The following is a 21,314-nucleotide window of genomic DNA, read 5'->3' as shown; positions in this document are numbered from 1 at the left end:
GCGCCGGCAGTGTCTGCGGAACGCGCCGCCGGAGCCCCGGGCACCCGAGGGCACAATCAGCTGTATCGAACGAGAACGGGGAGCGGTCGACTCGCATGACCGATGAATTCGACGGGATGTACGACACTTTCAGGGCACTCCTCGACTCCTTCACACCTGCCGAGTCGGTCAAGCGACTGCAGCAGTTCGGCGTCGCCCCTGAGATCGTTCAGCAGATCCGCGAGCGGCACGAGCAGCAGACGTTCCGCATCAAGGAACTTGAAGAACCGCACTCAGTGGTCGACGGCGACCGCTACAGCTGGTACACGGGCCCGCGGCCGAGTGACAAGTGCTGGCCCGCGATCGTGAATCTGCTCCGAGAGGACCGCTGGCCACAGGACCCGGCGATTAACAGCCTGGACGACTCCTCGACACGGATCGTCTCGCTGCTTAACCACCCGCGGGAGCAGGAGTTCTCCACGCGTGGCCTGGTCGTCGGTCACGTGCAGTCGGGAAAGACCACCAACTTCACGGCAGTGATGGCCAAAGCCGCGGATCGCGGCTACAAGCTGTTCATCGTCCTCGCCGGCATCCACAACGGTCTGCGCAGGCAGACGCAGGCGCGCCTCGTGCAGCAACTGGTGGAGCCCAACCCGACCATGTGGTCGCAGCTCACCGGTCTGGACAAGGACTTCACACCGCGGGAGAACCCGGCCTCCTACTTCGGAAAGGCCAATCGGACACATGTTCTATGTGTCGTCAAGAAGAACGCGGCCGTGCTGCGCAAGCTCGCCCGTTGGCTCGACAAGGCATCGACCTACCTCCAGGACTGTCCAGCGCTGATCATCGACGACGAGGCCGATCAGGCGACCGTCGCCACCAAATCGATCAATCCGCTGATCCTCGACATCATGCGCAGCCTGCCGAAGGCCGCGTACCTCGGCTACACGGCCACGCCGTTCGCCAACTTGCTGATCGACCCGGCGGCCGAGGACTTGTACCCCAAGGACTTCATCGTCAACCTGCCCAAGCCTCAAGGGCACTTCGGGACCGAAGTCCTCTTCGGCCGTGATGCACTGGACGGCGAAGACCCGGAGCAGGTCGACGACGGCTTCGACATGATCCGGCTGATCCCGGCTAGTGACGAGAAGCGCGTACGGCCGCTGTCGCGTCTCGACGTCGACGGCTTCGTGCCGGTCATCACCGACACCCTACGTAATGCCGTCCGGTACTTCTGGATGGTGACGGCCGCCCGACGAGTGCGCGGTACGGGCAATCCCCACAACACCATGCTCATTCACACGAGCGTCAACACCGCAGTGCACAACAGCTTCAAAGTGCCGTTGGAACACCTCTGCAGGAGTGCGAAGGAGAACCTAGGCGATCCGGTCTTCGTTACCGAGCTGCGGGCGTTGTGGGAAGCGGAGACCGCACGAGTTCCGGCGGAGGATCTCGACGAGACGAAGGTAGAGTTCGACGAGCTGCTGCCGGAAGTCCGCGGAGTGCTGGACAGCTGCCGTGTCATCATGGACAATTCCAGCAGCGAGGACCGGCTCGACTACGAGAACGGCCCTATCGTGGCCATTGCGGTGGGCGGCAACACGCTTTCGCGAGGGTTGACCCTGGAAGGCCTCTCAGTCAGCTACTTCGTCCGCGCCGTTTCCGCCTACGACACCCTGCTGCAGATGGGACGCTGGTTCGGGTTCCGGCGCGGTTACGCCGACCTTCCCCGGATCTGGATGACGGCTGAACTGGCCAAGTGGTTCCGACACTTGGCGACCGTAGAGGCGGAGATGCGCCTCGATATCGACCGTTACATGACCGAAGACGAGACACCACTCACCTTCGCCGTCCGGCTGCGCACCCACCCGGCACTACGAGTTACCGCAGCGGCCAAGATGCGGGACGCGGTTACGGCCGCCTCCTCGTACGGTGGGAAGCGTGTGCAGACACACTACTTCCACACCAATGCCGAGTGGCTGCGAGCGAACCTCTCCGCGGCACGTAGGCTCGTCGACCAGGCCTCAGCGAACGCCGTTCGGCGAGAGGAGCGACCCACGGAGGGCCGGTACATCTTCCGAGACGTTCCGCACGAACTGGTGCTGGAATTCCTGCGCGACTACCGGTTCCACGAAAAGTCACCCGAGAACGACGGCGGACTGATCAGCGATTACATCCGGAAACGCGTCCGCACCGCCGGTTCGCTGGGCCGGTGGAACGTCGCCATCGTCGGCACCCCGGTCGACTCCGAGGGCTCGAACCTCTTCGAGTTCACTCCCGGCATTGCCGTCGGACGAGTCAATCGTGCCCGACTCGACCCCGAGCAGGGCGCCTCGGAGGCCGACTTCGCGGACATCAAGACGTTGATGAGCCGGCGAGATGCCACGATCGACCTGAGCGGGGACACGTCCAAGCTCCCGGAGAAGGAAATCATGGCCGAGCGCCGGCGCCAGTTCCCGGACACCGGACTGCTAGTGCTGTACCCGATCGACAAGACGTCCGAGCCCGATCCCTCGAAGGATCGTCGCGCGGCGTTGAACGCCGAGGAGCACGTCATCGGCGTCGGCATGGTCTTCCCCGATCCGAGGGGCAACGACAGTGAGGTCGTGAAGTACGTCTCCGCCGACCTGTCCGGGGTCGACATCGAGGAGGAAGACTTCAGTCTGCTCGATGGCGAGGAAGCGTGAGGGAAACCGTCCTGCGTGACGTCGTCGACGAACACTGGTCTGCCCTTTCGGCCGAGCCGGCCTCCGGTGAGCGTCGCCTGCGTGTGTCCGAGCTCCCCGTCACCACCGTCAACGGTCCACTGGCCGCGGCGATCGACCACGACGGGCATCGCCATGTGTTGGTGCCGATCGCCTCGCAACAAAGAGTTCGACGAGGCCTGGACGGACCGGTACTCCGACTCAGTAAGCGTGCCCTGGAGGACGAGGACAGTTACCGGACGTACGCGGACCTATGTTGCCTGCGCAGCGATCTCGAGGACCTGTTCACCGTTTTGTGTGGGGACGTGCTCGCCGCAACGGCTGCTCTCCCGGACAATCCCCTGAAGGCGCTCTATCGCGTACTCGACCGCTGGAAGGCGCTGTTCCAGACGAACGGTGCGCCCCTTGGGACCGAGCAACTTGCCGGTTTGTTCGGTGAGTTGACGGTTCTTAACCGTCTACTCGAACAAGACCCGAGCGCACATCGGTCCTGGCGGGGCCCCCACGGGCACCGTCACGACTTCTCGTCTTCGCTCACCGCGATTGAAGTTAAGTCCTCCATAAGAGGCGGAGGCCGCCGCCCTCGCATCCACGGCCTTGACCAGCTCGAAGCCCCAACCGGAGGGGCGCTCCATCTCGTCTGGTATCGCCTGGAACGCGTGACTGAAACGGGCACCGCGTTCGCGGACCTGGTCAACCGCGCGCTGCGACTCTGCGACGACGAGAGTGCCCTTCTGGCTTTGCTCGCCGGGGCAGGGTACCGCTCTTCCGACCTCGATCACTATCACGACGTCCGATTCGTCATAGCCGAAGAACGCTGGCACGAAGTGGACGCCGACTTCCCGAAGCTGACGAGTCGGGATCTGGCTCGAGCGGGGATTCCCGTCGCCGCCCTCGACGTCGAGTACACCATCGACCTCTCCGGCGAAGTGCCAGCCCCGATGGATGCCGACAAGGTCACGGAGGTTCTGCGCGCTGTGATAGAGGAGTCCGCATGACCGAGCCGCGCTGGTTCTCCCAGCCTTACCCCCCGGAAGGCGCGAGCGCCGCCGAAGGCATCCGCAATCAGCTCGGCCGCCCGGAGCTCGACCTGCTCACCATCCTGGTGCGTGAATCCGCGCAGAACAGCTGGGACGCGCGGCAGACGGACTCGTCGGAACCGGTCGACTATCGCATCGACCTTCGGACGGTCGGTCCTGCCCACATAGGTGCATGGCGCGAACTGGTTCTGAACGGCGCACCCGTCACGGCACACCTGCCGCTGCGGGACTCCCTCAAGCACGGCACGGTCTGGATGATGGCGATCTCCGACCGCGGTACCAACGGCCTCGGCGGACCCACCCGAGCCGACAGCGCGATCGGCGAGGATCGCGACTTCGTCTCCTTCGTCCGCAACATCGGCGAGCCACGCAACACAGTCCTCGGCGGCGGTACCTACGGCTTCGGCAAAGGCATCTTCTACCTTCTCTCCAAGTGCGGCACGATCTTGGTACACACCCGTTGCCGCACGGGGGACGGGACTTATGAGAGCCGGCTCATCGGTTGTGCCCTATGGAAGAGCTACGTCGCCGACGAACCGACCGGAGAGCGTCGGTACACCGGTAGGCACTGGTGGGGCGACGCTTCGGGAGAGGTCATCGAACCGCTCGTCGGTGCCGAAGCCGAGTCGATGGCCCGACGTCTTGGCCTCAGGCCGTTCGGCCCACAGGAGACCGGCACCACCATCGTGGTCATCGACCCTCTACTCGAGGATCTCCAGCCGGCCCAAGCAGCGGACTATCTCGCGGAGACCGCTGCCTGGCATCTATGGCCCAAGATGATCGCCACCGGCTCGGGACAGCCCGCGATGCGCTTCACCGTCAGTTGCGACGGCAGGGACCATCCCGTCCCGGATCCGCGGCAGACCCGCCCGCTCGACATGTTCGTCGCCGCCTACGAAGCCATGATCGGACCAGACGGCACCGACGTCGAGTGCGGCAGACCCAGGAGGTTTCTCGGCAGGATGGGGCTGGTCACCCGCATCATGCTGCCTCTAGAGCCCACTCGCGCCTCTCGTATGCTCGGCATCGAGGACCTCATTCATCACGTCTGCCTCATGCGACCGGCCGAACTGGTCGTCACCTACCACCTGGGCCCCAAACCGCCGAGCGTAAACCAGGGATACGCCGGAGTGTTCCGGGGAGACCCGGGCATGGACGACGTCTATGCGAAAGCCGAGCCACCGACCCACGACGCCTGGAACCCTCAGTCGCTCGAGCACCCCGAGAGCACGTTCGTCCGGACCACGTTCCGGCGCATCCACGAGGCAATTGACGGGCTGCTCTCACTCGGCGGGACCGCCCGGTCCGGTGCAGCCAAGGTGGCGCTAGGCGCAGCCAGTTCGCTCTTCTCGGGTCTTGTCGGAGGCGCCTGGGGAATCGGCGGAGCCACCGACTACGGCAGACCCGGCAGCACGGCGACCACTTCCTCACGCGCCTCGGAGGCCGACGAACGGGAGGCACCGGAGCCGACAGGCAAGGAGCACATCCCGACCGGCACCGCCTCCGTGGCTAATCGCCCGGCGGCGGATCACGGATCGGGAGGCGGCCAAGACGTCGGTACCGTAGGCAGCACGGATACACCTGCCTACGGCGCGGGATCGACGGCTCGCCGCCGCCCACGCGTGCAGTACGTGGGCGAGCCCTATTACGACGACCTCACCGAGACGACCGTACTAGTGCAGGAGTTCAGGCTGCCCGTACCCGGACGCCAACGCGTCCGCGCTGATCTGGCCGTCACACTGCCGGGCAGCGGTGGACGCGAAATCGATCCCCCGCTCGGCGCACAGATGCCTGAGCTTCTCGGCTGGCAGGACGCCGACGGACGACTGCACGCTGGCCCGTCCTGCGAGATGGACGGAAGCGACGTCGTATGGCGAGCCGTGGTCCGTCCCGCCCCGGACACCATGACCGAGATCGACATCAAGGTTGCGGCGGTGACGACCCTGTGAGCCGCCGAGCACTCCCGTACCGGATCCCCTCCGAGAGCGTCGTCCACACCGACCCCTGGGTTCTGGTCACCGACGACGGCCAGGTTCCCATACCCGAGGCGCTGCTCGACTGGGACTACCAGATGGACCTTCGGCTACGCCGGACTGTCCGGATCGACCAAGGCCAGGCACGTACCCAGGCCGGGCTGCCACCGAGCGCCGCGCTCATGGTCGCCGCCGTTTGGACAGCCACCGGCTCCAACCTCAGCGGGCCGGCCCAGCACGTCCGCTTGACGGGCAGCGGCCAGGCCACGATCTCGCTCGACGTCCTGCTCCGAGGGGCGGACCTAGGCGGTCTGCTTCTACTGGACACGGCTCTCGTTCTCGCAGAACGTCGAGGCGACGGGCGGCCCTCATCTCCGCGCCGGGCCGGATCGGTCTTGTGGAGCGACCGCGCGTCGTTGCGCCTTCAGGGCGATGCACCGCAATTTCCCATGGCAGTGATCGACTTCGCGCGGACCTCCTTCCCTGACCGCGCGGCCTGGCACCTTCAGATCAGCGGCAACCTGGAGAGCGCCACCATGGGCTCACTCCTTTTGCTCGTCAACGAGCGGAATACGGTAGTCGCCACTGCCTTCGAGAACGCCGGCAAGCCGCGCGACGTCGACAGGATCGTGCTGTCCGCGGTGTATGCGGACACGGCGCGGACCATGATCGAATACGCGCTGTCCCATGAGGAGTTCGTCGAGAGCGCCGACTTCCCCGACGACTCACTCGGGGCAACTTTGACGGTCCTGTTCAACCAACTCTTCCCCGGGCGTGCGATCAACGACATGCGGCTACGCCGGCAACAGTCGCCCAGCCTGTTCGCCTCGGAAATCCAGGAAGCCGTCAAGATCTTCGAGGTGTCGAAATGAGCTTCCTCTACCCCCGGCTGCTCTCCGGTCAGGCTCGCCCGCTCTTCGAGGAGTATCGCCACCTCTCGCCTGCCGAACTCGCGGAGCGTGTGGCCATCACCCACTCCTCCGCCGTGTACGTCGCGACCGGCGGCGACCGGATCTCCGAAACCCGACTCAAGCGACTGCGCGGCCTGGTGGTAGACCTCGCCACAGAGGCCGGATTCCCGAACCGATCCAGTCGCACGTCGAACGCCGAGTTCGATATCCGACTGGCGGCGTTGCTGCACTCCGAGATGGGCCTGGTCCCTGCGGAGGCCGCTTCGCGGGACGTATGGGCTTTCCTGGCCCTGGTCCTGCTACCGGACGTCGCTTATTGGCGCTACCCAGACCCGCCCAGAGACCGCATCCTCGGCAGCGACCTTACCCGGCACGTCTTCGGTCGCCTGTGGTGGAGGGCCCAGCTCGTCCACTCCTCCGATGACCCCGATCCCTATGGCGCGCTCAGGATTCTCGGAGAGGCCGCTTTCGACCAGATCTATGCCCGCCGGGCTGCGCTCGGTGGAAGCCCGTACACGGTCAAGGCCATCCTGCGGGTCTGGAACGGTCTCGACCTGCGCGGCCTGAGTGAGCGCGACGCCTTGCGCGACTTCCTTAAGAGGCTGCTCCGGCTTGCCCCTTTCGTCCTGTTCGACGGCATCGAGGAGCAAGCTCTCGATGAGGAGCTCCAGGCCGTGGCACAGGAGTCGGTGACGGCGCTTTTGCAGGCGGTTTCCGCGGAGAAGGTCGAGCCGGAGCCCAAGCCGAGCGCGGTGTCGGGTTTGATCCCTGCACCGGCCCCACCACCGGCACAGTTCACGCCCCCGGCGACGGACGAAGCCCGACACGCAAGGCGACGCTTCACCTTCCTGGAAATTTGCGCCGGAGCCGGTGCCCAAGCACTCGGACTCGAGCGGGCGGGGTTCGACCCCGTCATGCTGCTCGACCACAACCGCAAGGCCTGCGCCACCATCAGCCTCAACCGCCCGCACTGGGACGTACGCTGCGAAGACATCGTCGAATTCGACCCGCTGGAGTACCCGAATCTGCTCAACGTGGACTTGATCAGCGGGGGCCTACCGCGGATCAAGTCGGCAGCCGCAGTCCGGCGGGCCGACGACACCGAGGCGCGCAAGGTGCTCGCCGCAGCCCTTCGGTTGTTGACCCTCGTCCGGCCGAAGGCACTCCTGCTGGAGAACCTCCCGGACCTCTTCGACAGCCCCGATTTCGCCGCCGACCGATCCTCGATCGAATCGGAGCTGACACAGGCCGGATACCACCCCAGCTGGACGGTCCTTAACGCTGCCGACTTCGGCGTCCCCCAGAACCGGCGAAGCGCGTTTCTCGTGGCTCTGCTCGAGCCTTATAACTCGGCCTTCTCCTGGCCGGAGCCGACCGGCAAGCCCACGCCCACGGTCGGCGAGGTGCTCCGCACTTCCATGGCCGCCAACGGCTGGCCCGGTGCCGAGCTGTGGTGCACGCGCGCCGATCAAGCGGCACCCGCGCTCGTGGGTGGGTCGGAGAACCGAGGTGGGGCGGACCTCGGCCCCACCGGCAGCAAGCGCGCCTGGGCCAACCTCGGCGTCGACGGCAACAGCCTCGCCAATGATCCCCCGGATGCCGGGTTCCCGATCGACGGGAATCCCAAGATCACGGTGCGGCAGGCGGCGATGATCCAGGCAATCCCCGACGACTGGCAACTGGCCGGCGGCAAGACCGCCGAGTACCGCCAGGTCGGCCATGCTCTGCCGCCACCGCTAGCCGAGGCCATCGGCCGCGCGCTCGCCCGCTCCCTCAGCACAGGCGAGGCGGTCCTGGGGCACCTCACGCCGGTCCCCACCCGGTCCAGCGACAGTCTCGCCGGCTAGCATAGGGGCCGACCCGAGTCCGCGACGTGGGAGAGCGGAGGGAAACCGAAGCTCTCCTCTCCCTGAGCCCCGCAAGGAAACCGCGTGTCCACGCCCTTCAAGATCATCGACCTGTTCGCCGGCCCGGGAGGACTGGATATGGCGGCGAAGGCGTTGGGAATCCCGGTTGTCACGGGCATCGAATGGGATGAGGATGCCTGTGCTACACGCCAAGCAGCCGGTCTGCCAACGGAGCCTGTCGACGTACGCAAGTACAAGCCGGCCCGGTTCCAGGACGCCAACGTGCTCGTCGGCGGGCCGCCGTGCCAGACCTTCACAGTCGCCGGTAACGGCGAGGGCAGGGCGGCGCTAGACCAGGTTTTCGAGTTCGCGAAGCGCTACGCTGCGGTGCAGCCGGGTCGGCACGACGAGGAGTTCGAGGCGATTCGGCGTGATCTCAAGCAACTCAGCGACGAGCGCACCGGGCTGGTCCTGGAACCGCTGCGATGGGCGCTTGAAGCTCTCATCGACGGAAGGCCCTATCAAGCGATCGTCCTCGAGCAGGTTCCGGCGGTACTCCCGGTCTGGGAGGCGTTCGGGGAAATTCTGAAGAGCAAGGGCTACGCGGTGGCCAAACCGGGCATTCTCCACACCGAGGAATTCGGGGTGCCTCAAACCCGTCGGCGTGCCATTCTGATCGCCCGTTGGGCGGGCGACGGCGCTCAGCTAAAGGGGGACCCGGAGCTTCCTCCCCCTTCGCATCGCCGCTACCGCAAGGGGGTTGAGCGACACGCTGGGGACTCGTGCCGTCTTCCCTGGGTGACAATGCAGGAGGCCCTCGGACGCGGTGACAGCTTCGAGGTGGTGTCCAACTATGGCACCGGCGGCGACCCCAAAGCGAGAGGCCGACGCCGGTACAACGAGCCGTCGGCGACTGTGACCGGCAAAGCTTCGCGCAACAAACTGGTGTGGGGCGAGCGGCCTCTCGGAACGTTCTGCCTGACGGAGTTGGGTGTGCTCCAGACCTTCCCCCGTGACTACCCTTGGCGACGGCACAATGGCGATGACGTCCAATCTCCAGGCGCCCGGAGCGTCATCGGCCAGCAGATCGGCAACGCCGTACCTCCGCGGCTTGGTATGCACGTCCTTGCCGCAGCGCTCAACATCTGCCGCGAAGAGCTAGAAGCCGCTGTCAAGCTCCACTACGACTACTGAGTCCGCGGGTATCGGCGACAGGCGAAACGAGGAGCACGGGGGGCGGATCAAAAGCGGGTCACTGCGTGATCTCTCGATCATCCTGATTTCACGGGTACTGGAGTCAGGAGCCGTTGTCTTGCCGATCATGCCGGTCATCGGTTCGAATGCCGACAGCAGCTCGGTCGGGTGATTTCCGGCTGGTACGCGCATGAAGGCAGGGCCTCCTGATCGGCTCGGGGTTGTCGACGTCCGAAGCCCAGGAGGCCGCGGTATCCCCTGAGCGGCTTGCAGGGGATACCGGGCCCGTCGTCTACACGATCGCCCCGCGTCGGACCTCGTCCAGGACGGTGTCGAGGAAGCCGGGCACGTTTCCTCCGCCGAGGACGAGTTGGCGGTCCAAGAGGCGGTTCGCGGTCTCGCAGGAGGTCTCGCTGACGAGGGCGCAGCCGTGGCAGGCCGACAGGTTGAGGGAGGAGGAGCCCTGGTGGTCGCTTTCGATACAGACTGGGTCGTTGGAGCAGACGTCGGCGTCGTTGAGGGCGGCGAGTAGCAGCGGGATGAGTTTGTCCGGTGCGCCGAGTCGGACGAGTCCGCCGAGGGTGCCCTGGGCGTCGCCAGCGGCGGTGTAGATGAGGATGCCGGCGGTGTGGTCGGGTCGGTCGGAGTTGGCGTAGATGCGTTCCTGGAGGGCAGCCGATGCGTAGCCGCTGGCGAAGGCGAGGCGGCGGATGAGCAGGTGGGCGATCGTGTGCAGGGCGATGAAGCGGGGCTCGGGTGCGTCGAGTCGGTGGGCCCACTGGCTTGCCTTGCGCCGTTGCACCAGGATGTCGGCCCGGCTGCGGACCTCTGGCAGGTTCTCCCATTCGGAGATCCGGTTCTCGTCGAACCGGAGGAAGATCCCTTCGCCGAACAGCTCGACGGCCGGGTGGATCGGCAGTCGCTTTCGGTCGGTTCCCAGGTGGGCGGGGATGAGGTCGGCCTCGGCGTCGTGACGCCGGAAGCCGCGTAGGGCTCTCACTTCACGGACGCGCCGGACCTGGCCCACGCCGACGAGTCGGTCGGTTAGCGCCGAGGGCCATGTGGTATGGGCGGGCATCTTCCAACCGTCGACGACGAAGTCGCCGACGCCGTGGTCCCTGCCGCCGTCGAGCTTCTTGAGGAACGCGGCCCACTCGCCGTCCTTCAGGTCGAGGAGCGGGGTGTCCGCGGGGTCGTCGCCGGCGGTTGCGATGGCGAGGACGTCCTCGGGCGTGACCCCGAGGTCGTCCGCGATCATTTCGGCGAGCATTTCCGCCTTGGGGCCGCCGTTGTCGTCGACGACCCTGGCGAACAGTTCGTGGCCGCGGATGCGGTCGGCGTTCTGCTCGGACTGTGGGCGTTCTTCTGGGATGTCGAGTGCGGAGAGGCGGTCGGCGATGTAGTTGCCGGTGGCGCCGCGTTGGACGGCGACGAGCCGGTGGTCGCAGGCGTGGTCGGGTTTCGGTTCCTCCCACGGTTGCGTGGCGGTGCAGCGGATGTTGTCGCGGTGGAGCGACTCCTTGCCGACGAGGTCGGAGAGGGGGCGGGAGCGCTTGCAGCCGTTGCATTGGACGCGGAGGGAGGACAGGCCCTCGCCGTGTTGCGAGGAGCGGACGAATTTCAGTTCCTTGTACGCGCGGCAGAAGCGAACGGTCTCTGTGACGCCCGCGTCGTGGCCGCGGTGCGCCCAGGTGAACCAGGGGATGTCCTGGATGTGGCTGCCCTTCTGGCAGACGGCGACGTAGCGCATCGGCACGAGCGCCCCGCCGCACTTGCACTTGTTGTTCCAGCGGCCCTTGTAGGTGCCGGTGATCTTCGAGAGGGTCGTGCACTGCTCGCAGAACCGCCAGGCGGGGAAGCGCCAGTAGAGCAGGTGCGCGGTGTCCTTGGCCGCCCGTCCCGAATGGGAGGGAGGCTGCCGTAGGACGCCGCCGGGGCCCAGTCGTGCGAGGAGTCGGTCGCAGCTGATCTCGGGAGCGGACTTGCGGTCCCACCACGAGGTGTCGGGCGCGATCAGCGACTCGCCGAGGACGTCGACGACGGCCCCCACGCCGAAGGGTGTGATCGTCTCCGAGAGGCGCAGATCATGCAGGATTCGTTCCACGGCCAGCTCCTTCCAAGGGCTCGCGTACCTGGACGGCGACGTTCGGTTCGACGGACCGCATCGAGTCGCCGACGAGCCATCCCTCCCTGCGCTGGCCGAACCGCTTCAGCAGCGCCTGGTCCTCCGCCTTCCGGTAGTCGTACAGCAGGGGGGTTGCGTCCTCGCGGGCGCGTTTTGCGCGGCGATCCCAGTCGCGTAGGAGCAGCCACACCTGCTCTTCGGTGTCCTCGGCCTCGATGTGCTCGGCGCGGCTCACGAGGTCGACGAAGGTCGCGACGATTCTCTCGATCGCGCCGCGCATCCGGTCGTCGTCCAGGTCGAGGCCGGCCGCGGCGTCGTTGGCAGCGAGGGTCGACAAGGAGTGGCGCAGCAGCGCCACGAGGGCGCCCGCGAGCGACCGGTCGCGGGAGGCCATTGACCACGGTGTGACGCTGGTCGGTTCGACACTGCGGTAGAGCGCCTCGTGGTAGCCGCGGAAGGTCTCGAAGTGCGAGCGGTCGCGGGCCCGGTTCGATCGGAACAGCGTCGTGACGATGCCGTTGTTCGCGCCGCGGCCGACCCGGCTGGTGGCCTGGATGTACTCGGAGGTCGTCTTCGGCTGGCCGACCATCAGCATCAGGGCGAGGCGGGGGATGTCGATGCCGACCGACAGCATGTTGGAGGAGAGGACGACGTCGACGGCGTCGTCGGTCTGGTCGGCGCTTCGGGCGAGTTCGCGTAGGTGATTGGGGAGTTCCTCGGGGCCGCGGCGGCTGGTGAGTTCCAGGACGCGGTCGGCCCGGACGCTGCGCAGCGGCAGCTCCAGTCGCTGGGCGCGGGGTTCCAGGCGGCCCTTGACGTCGTCGACCATGAGTGTTCCGGTGCGGCCGAGTTCGCGGAGGCTGTTGTGGTACATCACGGTCGTCCAGTAGGAGTCGCGTGTCGCGCCCGAGTCGGGGTGTTTGGCGAGCACCTCGGGGATCTCGATGAGGGGCGCGACCGCGGAGATGACCGCGGACACCTGTGAGAGGGACTGCGGCATCAGTCCGACGTACAGGCGGCCTTCGCCGTTTTCGACGGGGCGGGAGAAGAAGGTGCGGTCGCCGTCGAGGCCTGCCGGCGGGTACAGGGCGACGGCTCGGCCGTACAGTCCTTGGACCTGTTCCGAGGAGGCGCGGATCGTGGCGGTCGAGGCGATGATCTTGGGTGATGTTCCGCCTCTGCGTAGGAGCAGTTGGATGACGGCGTCGAAGACGGCGACGGTCGTGCCGAGGGGGCCCGACAGCAGGTGCAGCTCGTCCTGGACGATCATCGAGGGCTGTCGGTAGGCCGTGCCAAGGCCGAGGAGGCTGCCCGCCTTGGTGTTGAACTGGAGGCGGGCGAACTTGTCGACGGTCGCGAGGAGGATCGTCGGCGGCTCCTCGTAGAGGACCTCGTCGACCACGGCGACGGGGAGCTCGTCGCGGAACGGGCAGTCGCCGTCGGTGCAGTGGACGACGACGTCGTGGCCGAGGGGACGGAAGCCGTACCGGCCCCGGTCGTGGGAGGCGGCGTCGGGTACGAGCGCTGCGCCGCACCAGGGACAGCCCTCGATCTGGAACGCGTTCGCCTCCTTGGGCCTCGCGGCCTTGTGCAGGCGCTCGAGGGCCTTCTTAGCGTCCGCCCTCGTCCCCGGGGTGACCTCGTTGCCGACCCACAGGCCGATGGAGAAAGGGGCCATGCCCTTCGCCCGCCGGTCGTCGTTCCGCAGGATCTCCATCGCGCACACGAGCGAGGCGGCGCGTTGGAACTGCTGCGACGTCAGAAGGCGGAGCGTGTAGCGGGTGATCACCGCGGTGCCGGCGCCTTCCGCGCCGTGGACGAGTCGACGGCGGAAGATCTCGACGGCCGCCAGGCCGAGGTAGGCCTCCGTCTTGCCGCCACCGGTGGGGAACCAGATCAGGTCGACGAGTTCCCGGTCGTCGTGCTTCTCGTCGACCGTGGACGCCAACGCCACCAGGAGGAAACCGAGCTGGAAGGGGCGCCAGCGGGGCTCCTTCACGTTCTCCGGGGCCTGGCCGTGCCTGATCGAGCTCTGGCGCATCTGCAGTCGCATCGCGGTCATGCCCAGCGCGAACGCGGTTCGCAGCTTCTCCTGCTCAGGGTCGCGCAGCAGGTCGACGCCGGCCTCCATGCGTTCGACGGCCGTGCGCGCCCGCCTGGTGATCGATCGGGCGACCGGCGTGTCGGTCCCGAAGTCCTCGGCGCGGTCCTCCTGTTCCGCGACCCAGGCGGAGAACGCCTCGACGAACGCGTCGAGCATCGGCACGACCTCGTCTGGCCGCGTGTCGATCCGCGACAGGTTGTCGAGCAGAAGCGCCTTTGCCGGTTCGGACGCGTCGTCGAACCCGACGGTCTCGACGGCGGGGACGACGTACGACGGCACGGGGTCGAGGAGGACGCGCGTGCACGCGCCGTCCTCGACCTCCCAGTCGGCCGCCATGCCGTGGCCCACCGCGTAGACCTTCTTGTCCCGGTAGCGAAGTCGCAGCTCTGCGGACTCGTCGTCCAGGTCGAAGGACCTCGAGGCGTCGTACTCCAGGATCCGGCCGCCGGGGGCCGGCGTCACGCCGAGCGCGACCTGGAAGAGCATGCGGGCGATGTCCTGCCGGTCGACTCCCGTCGACTCGGATCGCACGCGCGCGTGAACCGTCACGAGATGGGCGTCGCCATAAGGGCGCCACCTGGATCCGATCTCGAGCGCGACGTCGCCGGCTTCGAGCGAATGCGGGGGGAGCTTCCGGGCGAGTTCCAGGCCCTTGAAGCCGAACGGGCGACGCCGCCAGCGCGGGGGCCCGTCGTCGGTGATCGGCTCGTAGGTGCCTCCCGAGAGGTCGCAGAGGACGGTGTCCTGGTCCGTGACGAAGGAGATCGCGACGGACGAGGGACGCCAATCCTCGGCGAGGGGCACGGCCGCGCCGCCCTCTTCGACGTCCCCCGGTATCACGTCCGCCTCGACGTCGTCGTCGATTCCGGTCGCGAGTTCCTGCCCGGCGTCCGGAAGGACGGGTGTGGGCGGAGGGAACAGCATGCCGACGGCGTACTGACGGTCCGGCAGGTTGAGCAGCACCTCTTCGTCCCCGCCGTCCGGTCCGACGTAGGCCGCTCGAAGATGCTTCAGGGCGCGCTTCTGCGCCTTGGTCATGCTCATTCCGTCACCAACCGCTGTCGTACGAGTTGCTGAAGACGTCGCTTGTCGTCCTTGGACGCGACGATGTGCAACGAGACGCGGGCACGGGTCACGGCGACGTAGAACGCCGCCGTCCCGGCCTCGTCGAACACCGTCGGAAGGTCGCAGACGACGACGTGCTCCGCCTCCAGGCCCTTTGCGTACCGCGGGCTCGTCACGACGACCCCGTCCGCAGTCTCGACGGGGGCGGCGTCCGACGTCGCGCTGACGATCCAGACGTCCTCCCCGCGCACCCCGTCGGCTATCAACCGCCTGGCCACGGACTCGCCCTGCTCGACGCCGGCGGCCCCGTCGAGCATGTGCCACTGGACCCTCTCCCCGTGGACGATGCCCGGGTCCCCGACGTCCGCGCCGAGGTACTCCTGCACCATGTGCACCATCGCCCGGGTGTTGCGGACGTTGAGGCTCAGGTCCACCGAGAGCGCCTCGGGCTCGACGAGGTCGAAGACGTCCCGGTCGAAGCCTCCGTCGACGTGCGCCTGGTTGTTCATGTCGAGGAACATGCGCCACCGGCCCGCGGCCCGCCCGCCCGCGACGACCGAGTCGAGCGTGTCCATCGCCTCGGCGGCCATCAGGTCCTGCGCCTCGTCGACGAACACGGCGTCGTAGACCCTGTCGGGCCCGAGCCGGTCGAACGGGACTACGTCGATGTCGCGGTCGACCACGTGGGGGGCGAAGAAGCGCAGCAGCTCGGGGGAGTGGAACGTGATCAGGACGGACCGTCCCTGGCTCTCCTCCTGCTTGGCCGCCTCGACCAGGACGAGCGACTTGCCCGTGCCCGCGCCGCCGAACACCATGACGCGGGGGTTGCGCGCCAACGAGGCGAGGACCCTGGACTGGCCCGCCGTGGCGCGGTTCTGCTCCTCGATGACCGCTCCGCGCTGGGCGTCGATCACGGGCATGCGCGTGAACTCTCCGAACAGGCGTGCCCGCAGCTCTTCCGTCCGGGCGAGCCTCCGGCCGGACGGAGGCGTCGCCGCGCCCTTCGCCACGGCATCGAGGGCGGCGGTCAGCCCGGTGACGCTCATGTCGTCCTTCGCCAGCCAGTGGGTCGGCTGCCAGTCGAGCGCGTGCGGGGGAGTCTCGGTGTCGGGAGTGACGACGAGGGCCTCGTGCGCGAACCAGCCCACCCCCTCCTCGTGGAGGATGTCCCTCAGCGAGTACATAGCGGACCGGGCCTGATCCATCGGCGACTCGGACAACGGATGCCAGTCGTCGCGCCGGTCGATGCTGTACCAGGTTCCGTTGTGCTTGCTGACCCCTCCCCCCTTCACCTCGACGACGATCACGACCTTCTTCCACAGGATGACGAAATCCGCTTCCGCCTGGCGCTTGTAGGCGTGCGAGCGCAGCTTCACCGAGTAGAAGGCGACGGCGTCGGGATCGCCCTCCACCTCCCACAGCAGGCGGGCGACCCTGCGCTCGGCGGCGCTGCCAGCGTTGCGCTCGATGTCCTTCAAATCGGGAACGATGATCACGCGCGGTGCTCCTGCCACAGGTCCTCGTACTCGCGGTACCCGAGCATTTCGGTCACGTCTCCGAAGTTGTCGGCCATGTCCACGATCAGGCACTCCTCCTTTCCACCGTTGGCGAGGCCGCGCAAGCCGCGGCCGGCCATCTGGATGTACGCGTTCGGGCTGAAGGTCGGGCGAGCGATGTAGAGCGCGCGCACGCCGGGCGCGTCGAAGCCCTGGATCAGCAGATCGCAGTTGGCCAGGACGCGGATCTTGTTGTCCTTGAACCTCTCGATGATGTCGCGGCGCTCCTGCCGGCCGGTCTGTCCGCTCACCGCGGCCGCCTCGACCTCGCGGTACCGCAGCGTGGCGGCGAGCACCTGGGCGGAGAGGACGCTCGGAGTGAACACGAGCACCGGCCAGGTCTCGTCGAGGCCCATGATGTGCTCGACGAGGGTCTTCATGCGGGCGTGACTTTGACCGATGCGGTCCATGACGGTCGGACTCAGCCTGCGCTGGCTCGTGGCCTCCGCGCGTTCGTTCGGCCGGAGCTCGACGTTGATACCGGGCAGCACCTTGTGCCGGACCCGTGCCAGCACTCCGCGTTCCACGAGCCGCTCGTAGGCGTTCTCCTCGAAGGCCTTGATCTTGTGCTTGCCGAAGCGGCTCGCGAGCGCGGCGGTGGCAGTCTCGGACCTGCCCTTGAAGGGCGTCGCGGAGAGGCCGACCAGAGGGCGTTCCCACCCGCGGCCGGCCACACCCAGCCACGTCAGGATCTCCGTGTACCGTTCGGAGTCGCCTGCGCGGTGCCCCTCGTCGACGATGACCGCCGAGGCCCTGCTCAGCCACTCGTATTCGGGCTTGTCGACGACCTTGGAGAGTTTGGCGTCCGTCGCCACGATCACGCTGAACTCGGTGTCCGGCCTGTGGACGGTGTTGCTCTCCCACAGACGCCCGATCGTCAGAGGCCGCTCGTCCCCGAGCCCCCGCCACACCGTGCTCCAGGTCTGTACGGCCTGTTCGCACAGCTCCAGCGACTGCGCGATCCACAGGACGGGGCCGCGCAGGCGTCCCTCGACGAAGAGCCTGAGCACGGTCTCCGACGCGACGCGCGTCTTCCCCGCTCCGGTCGGGAGTTCCACCATCGCCTTTCGATGACGACCGTCCTCGTCGCGCTGCGTGAGCACGTCTCCGAGCTGCCGACGGATGTCCTCCTGGAAGTCGTGCAGGGGACTGAGCCTCACCGCGCCGGGGACGACGAACTCGTCGGGCTGGTGCTCGGTACGACGGCCCGCGTATTCGGCCGGGAACCCCATCCTCCGTAGCCACGACACGGTCGCCGCGCCGCCCGCCCAGGTCGACGGAACGTCGGGGAAGCCCTGCTGCCGGAACAGGTCGGCGAGCAGTTTGACGGAGTCCGAGCCGTAGACCTTGAGGTAGAGGTCGGCGACGGAGGTCTCGCGGTTCACCAGCCCCTGCGCCGCGAGCGCCTGCCACAGTCTCTTGGGTAGGGCGTCGCGCAGGTCGTCCGAGCCGAAGTAGACGCCGAGCCGGTCCGCGTCGGTCGAGGCCGCCTTGGCCTCTTGCCGAAGCCGTTCGAGCTGATGGTCGAGGCCCGTCTTCAGTACCCCGTCGAGATCGTTGTTCGAGAGGCCCAGGTCGAAGGCCCTGTTGACGATCCGGAGGAGCTGGCGCTCGTCGGTGTCGCCGCACGCCACCAGGTCGAGCCCGTCGAGGTGCCAGTCGAGGGACTGGTCCTCGACACCGTCCTCCGTGGTCACGCGCTTGACCACCTGGACCGCCCGGGCGACCGTCGCGTTGACCAGCCTGTCGGCGACGAGCGAGTTGCGAAGTCCGGTGAAGACGTCGAGCACCTTCTCGCTCTCCTGGACCCCCTCGACGATCACCGAGAACGCGAAACTGTCCTCGAACCGGCGGCAACCCGCCAGCGCGACGAGTCCGTCGGCCTGCTCCTCTGTCACCCTCAGACAGGGGCGCTGGCGCGTCGACAGGTAGTTCTCCTGCTCGTCCGTCGTGGCGAGGTACACCGATGACGGGGAACGAGGCTCTACCATGCGCCCCACCCTGGCCGGGATGGCCGGGGGCTGGGCGTCCGGGTGAGCGATGCGGCACGCCGTCAAGATGAAGTCGACGAGTACGACGTCCGGGACGCGCGGGTTGAACACCGGTGCTTCGAGTGCCTCCCTGAGAACGCGAGCGGGCACCGCGTCGAGCTCGTCCGGAAGTTCCAGGACGTCGGCCACCTGCCGCGGCCCCTTGAACAGTGGGAGAAGGTGCTCGTACCGTACGAGAGACGGTGCGACCACGTCCGTCGGCGCGTGGAACGACCCCTTGTTCGACCGCAGCAGGCCGGCACGGTCCACCGCCCAGAGAGCTGGCGACCGGACGGCGTGTGTCCTGCCCGTGTCGAGGTCCTCGCAGGACCAGTCGGACGCGCCGGCCTGGAGCAACTCGACGGTCCAACTCTCGCGCAGTTGCTTGGATGCGCCGGCGTCACGGAGGAGGAACAGCGCGGAGAACGGGCCCGGGCCCTCCGCGGGATAGAACTCGACGTTCTCGATCGGCCGTTCGCCTGGGCCCTGCTTCGCGTTGAGTGTTGCGAGGGCCCACTCCCGGTACTGCCCGACGCAGGGCTCGTCCTCGAGGGCGTAGCCCCTCGCGGGCCGGCGAACGACCCCCAGTCCGTGGGCGACCGCCGGCATGCAGCGTCCGTGGTCCAGCGTCCTCTTCGCGTGCTCGTCGCCCAAGGACTCCTCAAGGTCGAACACCTGGTGGGGCCACGCCCACCCGCCGTCGCGCGTGGGGACCTTGACCGTTGCCGAATGCTCGGCCAACGTCTTCACCGCGGCGGGAACGGGTACCCCGAGAACGGCGTCCCACAGCTTGGAGAGATCCTCGTCGCCCGACGCGTGCGAGAGCGCGGCAAGGCGCGCGTTGAGGATCGCGAGCGGGTCCAGATCCCGGAAGCCGGCCTTCCTGAGCCCCTCCTCCACCCCGGGCTGCGCCAGGAACCCCGGGGAGACGAAGACCGCCCCCTCGATCTCGACACCCTCCTCCTGGTGCAGGAAGACGGTGCTCCTGTCCTCGAGTGCGCGCATGCCGTCGGTGGTGGGGATCACCCGGGCCCGATCGACGTCCGGCAGACCCCTGTGCCCGAGCACGAACTTGAACGCGTTCGCCGCGGACACCTCGTCCGTCCCCTCGGCCCACTCCCGCAGCCATGAGAGAAGGCCCAACTGCGGCAACGCCGCCAGGGCGCGTTTCATGTCCCTGTCGTCGTGGTCCAGGTGGCTTCGGGACACCGACGCCGCGAAGAGTTGCCGAAGACGCGTGAATCGTTGCGGGGACGTGTAACAGCGCCAGTGCGGAACCTCGTCCCCAGTGTTCGGGGACTGGATCCACGCCTGATGGACGGTCTGATCGACCTCGACCGCGAAGTCCAGCGGCTTGAGCGCGGAGGCGCTGCGCAGCGTGCCCGTGGCGTCGGGAACGAGTTCGTGCGACGCCGAGATCACCGGCACGTGAGAGCACAGCAGTCTGTCGCCGAAGGAGAGTTGCTCCCTTCCTCGCGCGGGCATGTAGTCGAGGTGGGCCGCCGGGTCGCCGGGCGTCGCCACGCGCGACAGCATGCCGACGAACATCTCCGACAGTGTCTGGAGGATCTCCCGGTTGTAGTCGTTGCCCAGCAGCGTGGTGCGGTCGTCGTTGACGCTCCACGGGGCGTTGAAGAGTGCGGACGCCGAGGTCTGGTCCTGGAGCGGGAAGTAGGACCAGAACTGCCCGACGCGCTGCCGCGCATGGCGTTTCGGAATCGCGACGGTAACCTTGACCTGGGCGCGCGAGACGGCCTCTCCGACCTGACGTCGAGCGTCCGGGGATGGTGAGTGCATCCGGTTCTCGACGATCCACTCGTCGCCGTCGCCGTTCGGGTTCTCGATCCTGAAGACGCCGCCGCCGAGATCACGGGAGGTGTGGATCGTCTCGAACGCGCTGGCGCCGAGCACCCTGAGCCTGACCTCCCGCACGGCGTCGGCGAAGAGGAGGAACTCCGAGGAGAACCCCTCGATCTCCTGGCGGATCCGGTCGAGGCCGGACGCGTTCGAAAGCTTCACGACGGTGGACGCCCAGGACGCGAGCCCCGCGAGCACGGGGTCCCCGGCGAACGCCGTGTCAGGGTCGAGGACGGTAGCGGTGCGAAGGACCGGATACCGCTTCACGGCGGGCGTGATTCTGGCGAACTCGGCGCGGGCCGCAGGCGAGTTGAACTCGAACGACACCGAGCGGCTGAACACCTGCGGGGCGTCCGAGACGGCGAGGACGGACTTGAATCCGAGCCCGAAGCGCCCGATCTCGTCGCCCCGCTTGCCGCTGAGGTGCGCGTGTGTGATCGCGGTCAGGCCGTTCTTCGAGAACGGCCGACCCGCGTTGGCGCAGTAGAGGGTCCGGCTCTCCGGATCGAGGACTATCTCGACGCGACCGGCGAACTCCTCCCGGTCCTCACCCGCCCCCGACATGGCGTCGGCGGCGTTCTGTACGAGTTCGAGGAGCGTGCGATTGGCGTACCCCCCGACCCGTATTGACTCCTCGTGGTTCGCATGTTCGGAGACGAGGTGCGGATCCTCCTGGTAGGAGGCGACTGCCCTCCTGAACTGGTCCTCTACCTCCTGAACAAGACACGCGTCCGGCGTCCACGACTGCCGCGTCGTCACAGGTGAGCACTCCTCGCGTCTGAGCAATCCGCGCTGCGGCCAGTCGCACATCTGCTCGGAGGAGCCTGAACTTTCCTGGAATCACGCAACGTCGGGCGTGAATTCACCCCCTGAGCAGGACCTCGAAACGCACCCGCCCGACGGGCAGGCATGCTCGCGCCGACCCGCC

Annotated in this window: 10 protein-coding genes; 6 read left to right on the top strand and 4 right to left on the bottom strand. The window is 67.4% G+C overall.

The features are described 5' to 3' along the window. Window positions 1-95 precede the first annotated feature (95 nt). The 6 genes from ACWC9T_RS14385 (at window position 96) to ACWC9T_RS14360 (ending at window position 9,649) form a co-directional block, all read left to right on the top strand. Window positions 96-2,666, top strand: a complete 2,571-nt coding sequence (locus tag ACWC9T_RS14385) for a Z1 domain-containing protein (protein WP_449821348.1) — start codon at window positions 96-98, stop codon at window positions 2,664-2,666. Further along, window positions 2,663-3,682 carry a PD-(D/E)XK motif protein gene (locus tag ACWC9T_RS14380; RefSeq protein WP_449821347.1) on the top strand — a complete coding sequence of 340 codons (1,020 nt, stop codon included), beginning with the start codon at window positions 2,663-2,665 and terminating at the stop codon, window positions 3,680-3,682. The genes ACWC9T_RS14385 and ACWC9T_RS14380 overlap by 4 nt, the downstream gene beginning before the upstream one ends. Then, entirely contained in the window at window positions 3,679-5,673 is a 1,995-nt protein-coding gene (locus ACWC9T_RS14375; RefSeq protein ID WP_449821346.1) for a hypothetical protein, read from the top strand. The genes ACWC9T_RS14380 and ACWC9T_RS14375 overlap by 4 nt, the downstream gene beginning before the upstream one ends. Then, the gene (locus ACWC9T_RS14370) at window positions 5,670-6,569 is read left to right on the top strand and encodes a hypothetical protein (protein WP_449821345.1); all 900 of its coding nucleotides are present in this window, start codon (window positions 5,670-5,672) and stop codon (window positions 6,567-6,569) included. Before ACWC9T_RS14375 ends, ACWC9T_RS14370 begins: the two co-directional genes overlap by 4 nt. Beyond that, on the top strand, window positions 6,566-8,455 hold the full coding sequence (locus ACWC9T_RS14365; RefSeq protein WP_449821344.1) for a DUF6339 family protein: 1,890 nt from the start codon (window positions 6,566-6,568) through the stop codon (window positions 8,453-8,455). Before ACWC9T_RS14370 ends, ACWC9T_RS14365 begins: the two co-directional genes overlap by 4 nt. 84 nt (window positions 8,456-8,539) lie before the next feature. Next, window positions 8,540-9,649: a DNA cytosine methyltransferase gene (locus ACWC9T_RS14360; protein ID WP_449821343.1), complete on the top strand. Its 1,110-nt coding sequence runs from the start codon at window positions 8,540-8,542 to the stop codon at window positions 9,647-9,649. A gap of 292 nt (window positions 9,650-9,941) precedes the next feature. On the opposite strand, the gene drmB is transcribed toward ACWC9T_RS14360, so the two are convergent. The 4 genes from drmB to ACWC9T_RS14340 are packed head-to-tail and all read right to left on the bottom strand — an operon-like array spanning window position 9,942 to window position 21,145. Continuing rightward, a complete protein-coding gene (drmB, locus tag ACWC9T_RS14355) occupies window positions 9,942-11,753 on the bottom strand; it encodes a DrmB family protein (protein ID WP_449821342.1) in 1,812 nt (603 codons plus the stop codon). Further along, window positions 11,734-14,916: a helicase-related protein gene (locus ACWC9T_RS14350; RefSeq protein WP_449821341.1), complete on the bottom strand. Its 3,183-nt coding sequence runs from the start codon at window positions 14,914-14,916 to the stop codon at window positions 11,734-11,736. The genes drmB and ACWC9T_RS14350 overlap by 20 nt, the downstream gene beginning before the upstream one ends. Before the next feature lie 2 nt (window positions 14,917-14,918). After that, window positions 14,919-16,439, bottom strand: coding sequence for an NERD domain-containing protein (locus tag ACWC9T_RS14345; protein ID WP_449821340.1), 1,521 nt, complete (start codon window positions 16,437-16,439; stop codon window positions 14,919-14,921). Continuing rightward, the gene (locus ACWC9T_RS14340; RefSeq protein ID WP_449821339.1) at window positions 16,436-21,145 is read right to left on the bottom strand and encodes a sacsin N-terminal ATP-binding-like domain-containing protein; all 4,710 of its coding nucleotides are present in this window, start codon (window positions 21,143-21,145) and stop codon (window positions 16,436-16,438) included. The genes ACWC9T_RS14345 and ACWC9T_RS14340 overlap by 4 nt, the downstream gene beginning before the upstream one ends. Between the last annotated feature and the right edge of the window lie 169 nt (window positions 21,146-21,314).

This window comes from Kitasatospora sp. NPDC001159 (assembly GCF_053598235.1).
Note: the sequence above shows the minus strand (reverse complement) of the source record. Positions and strands in the feature narration are given on the sequence as shown.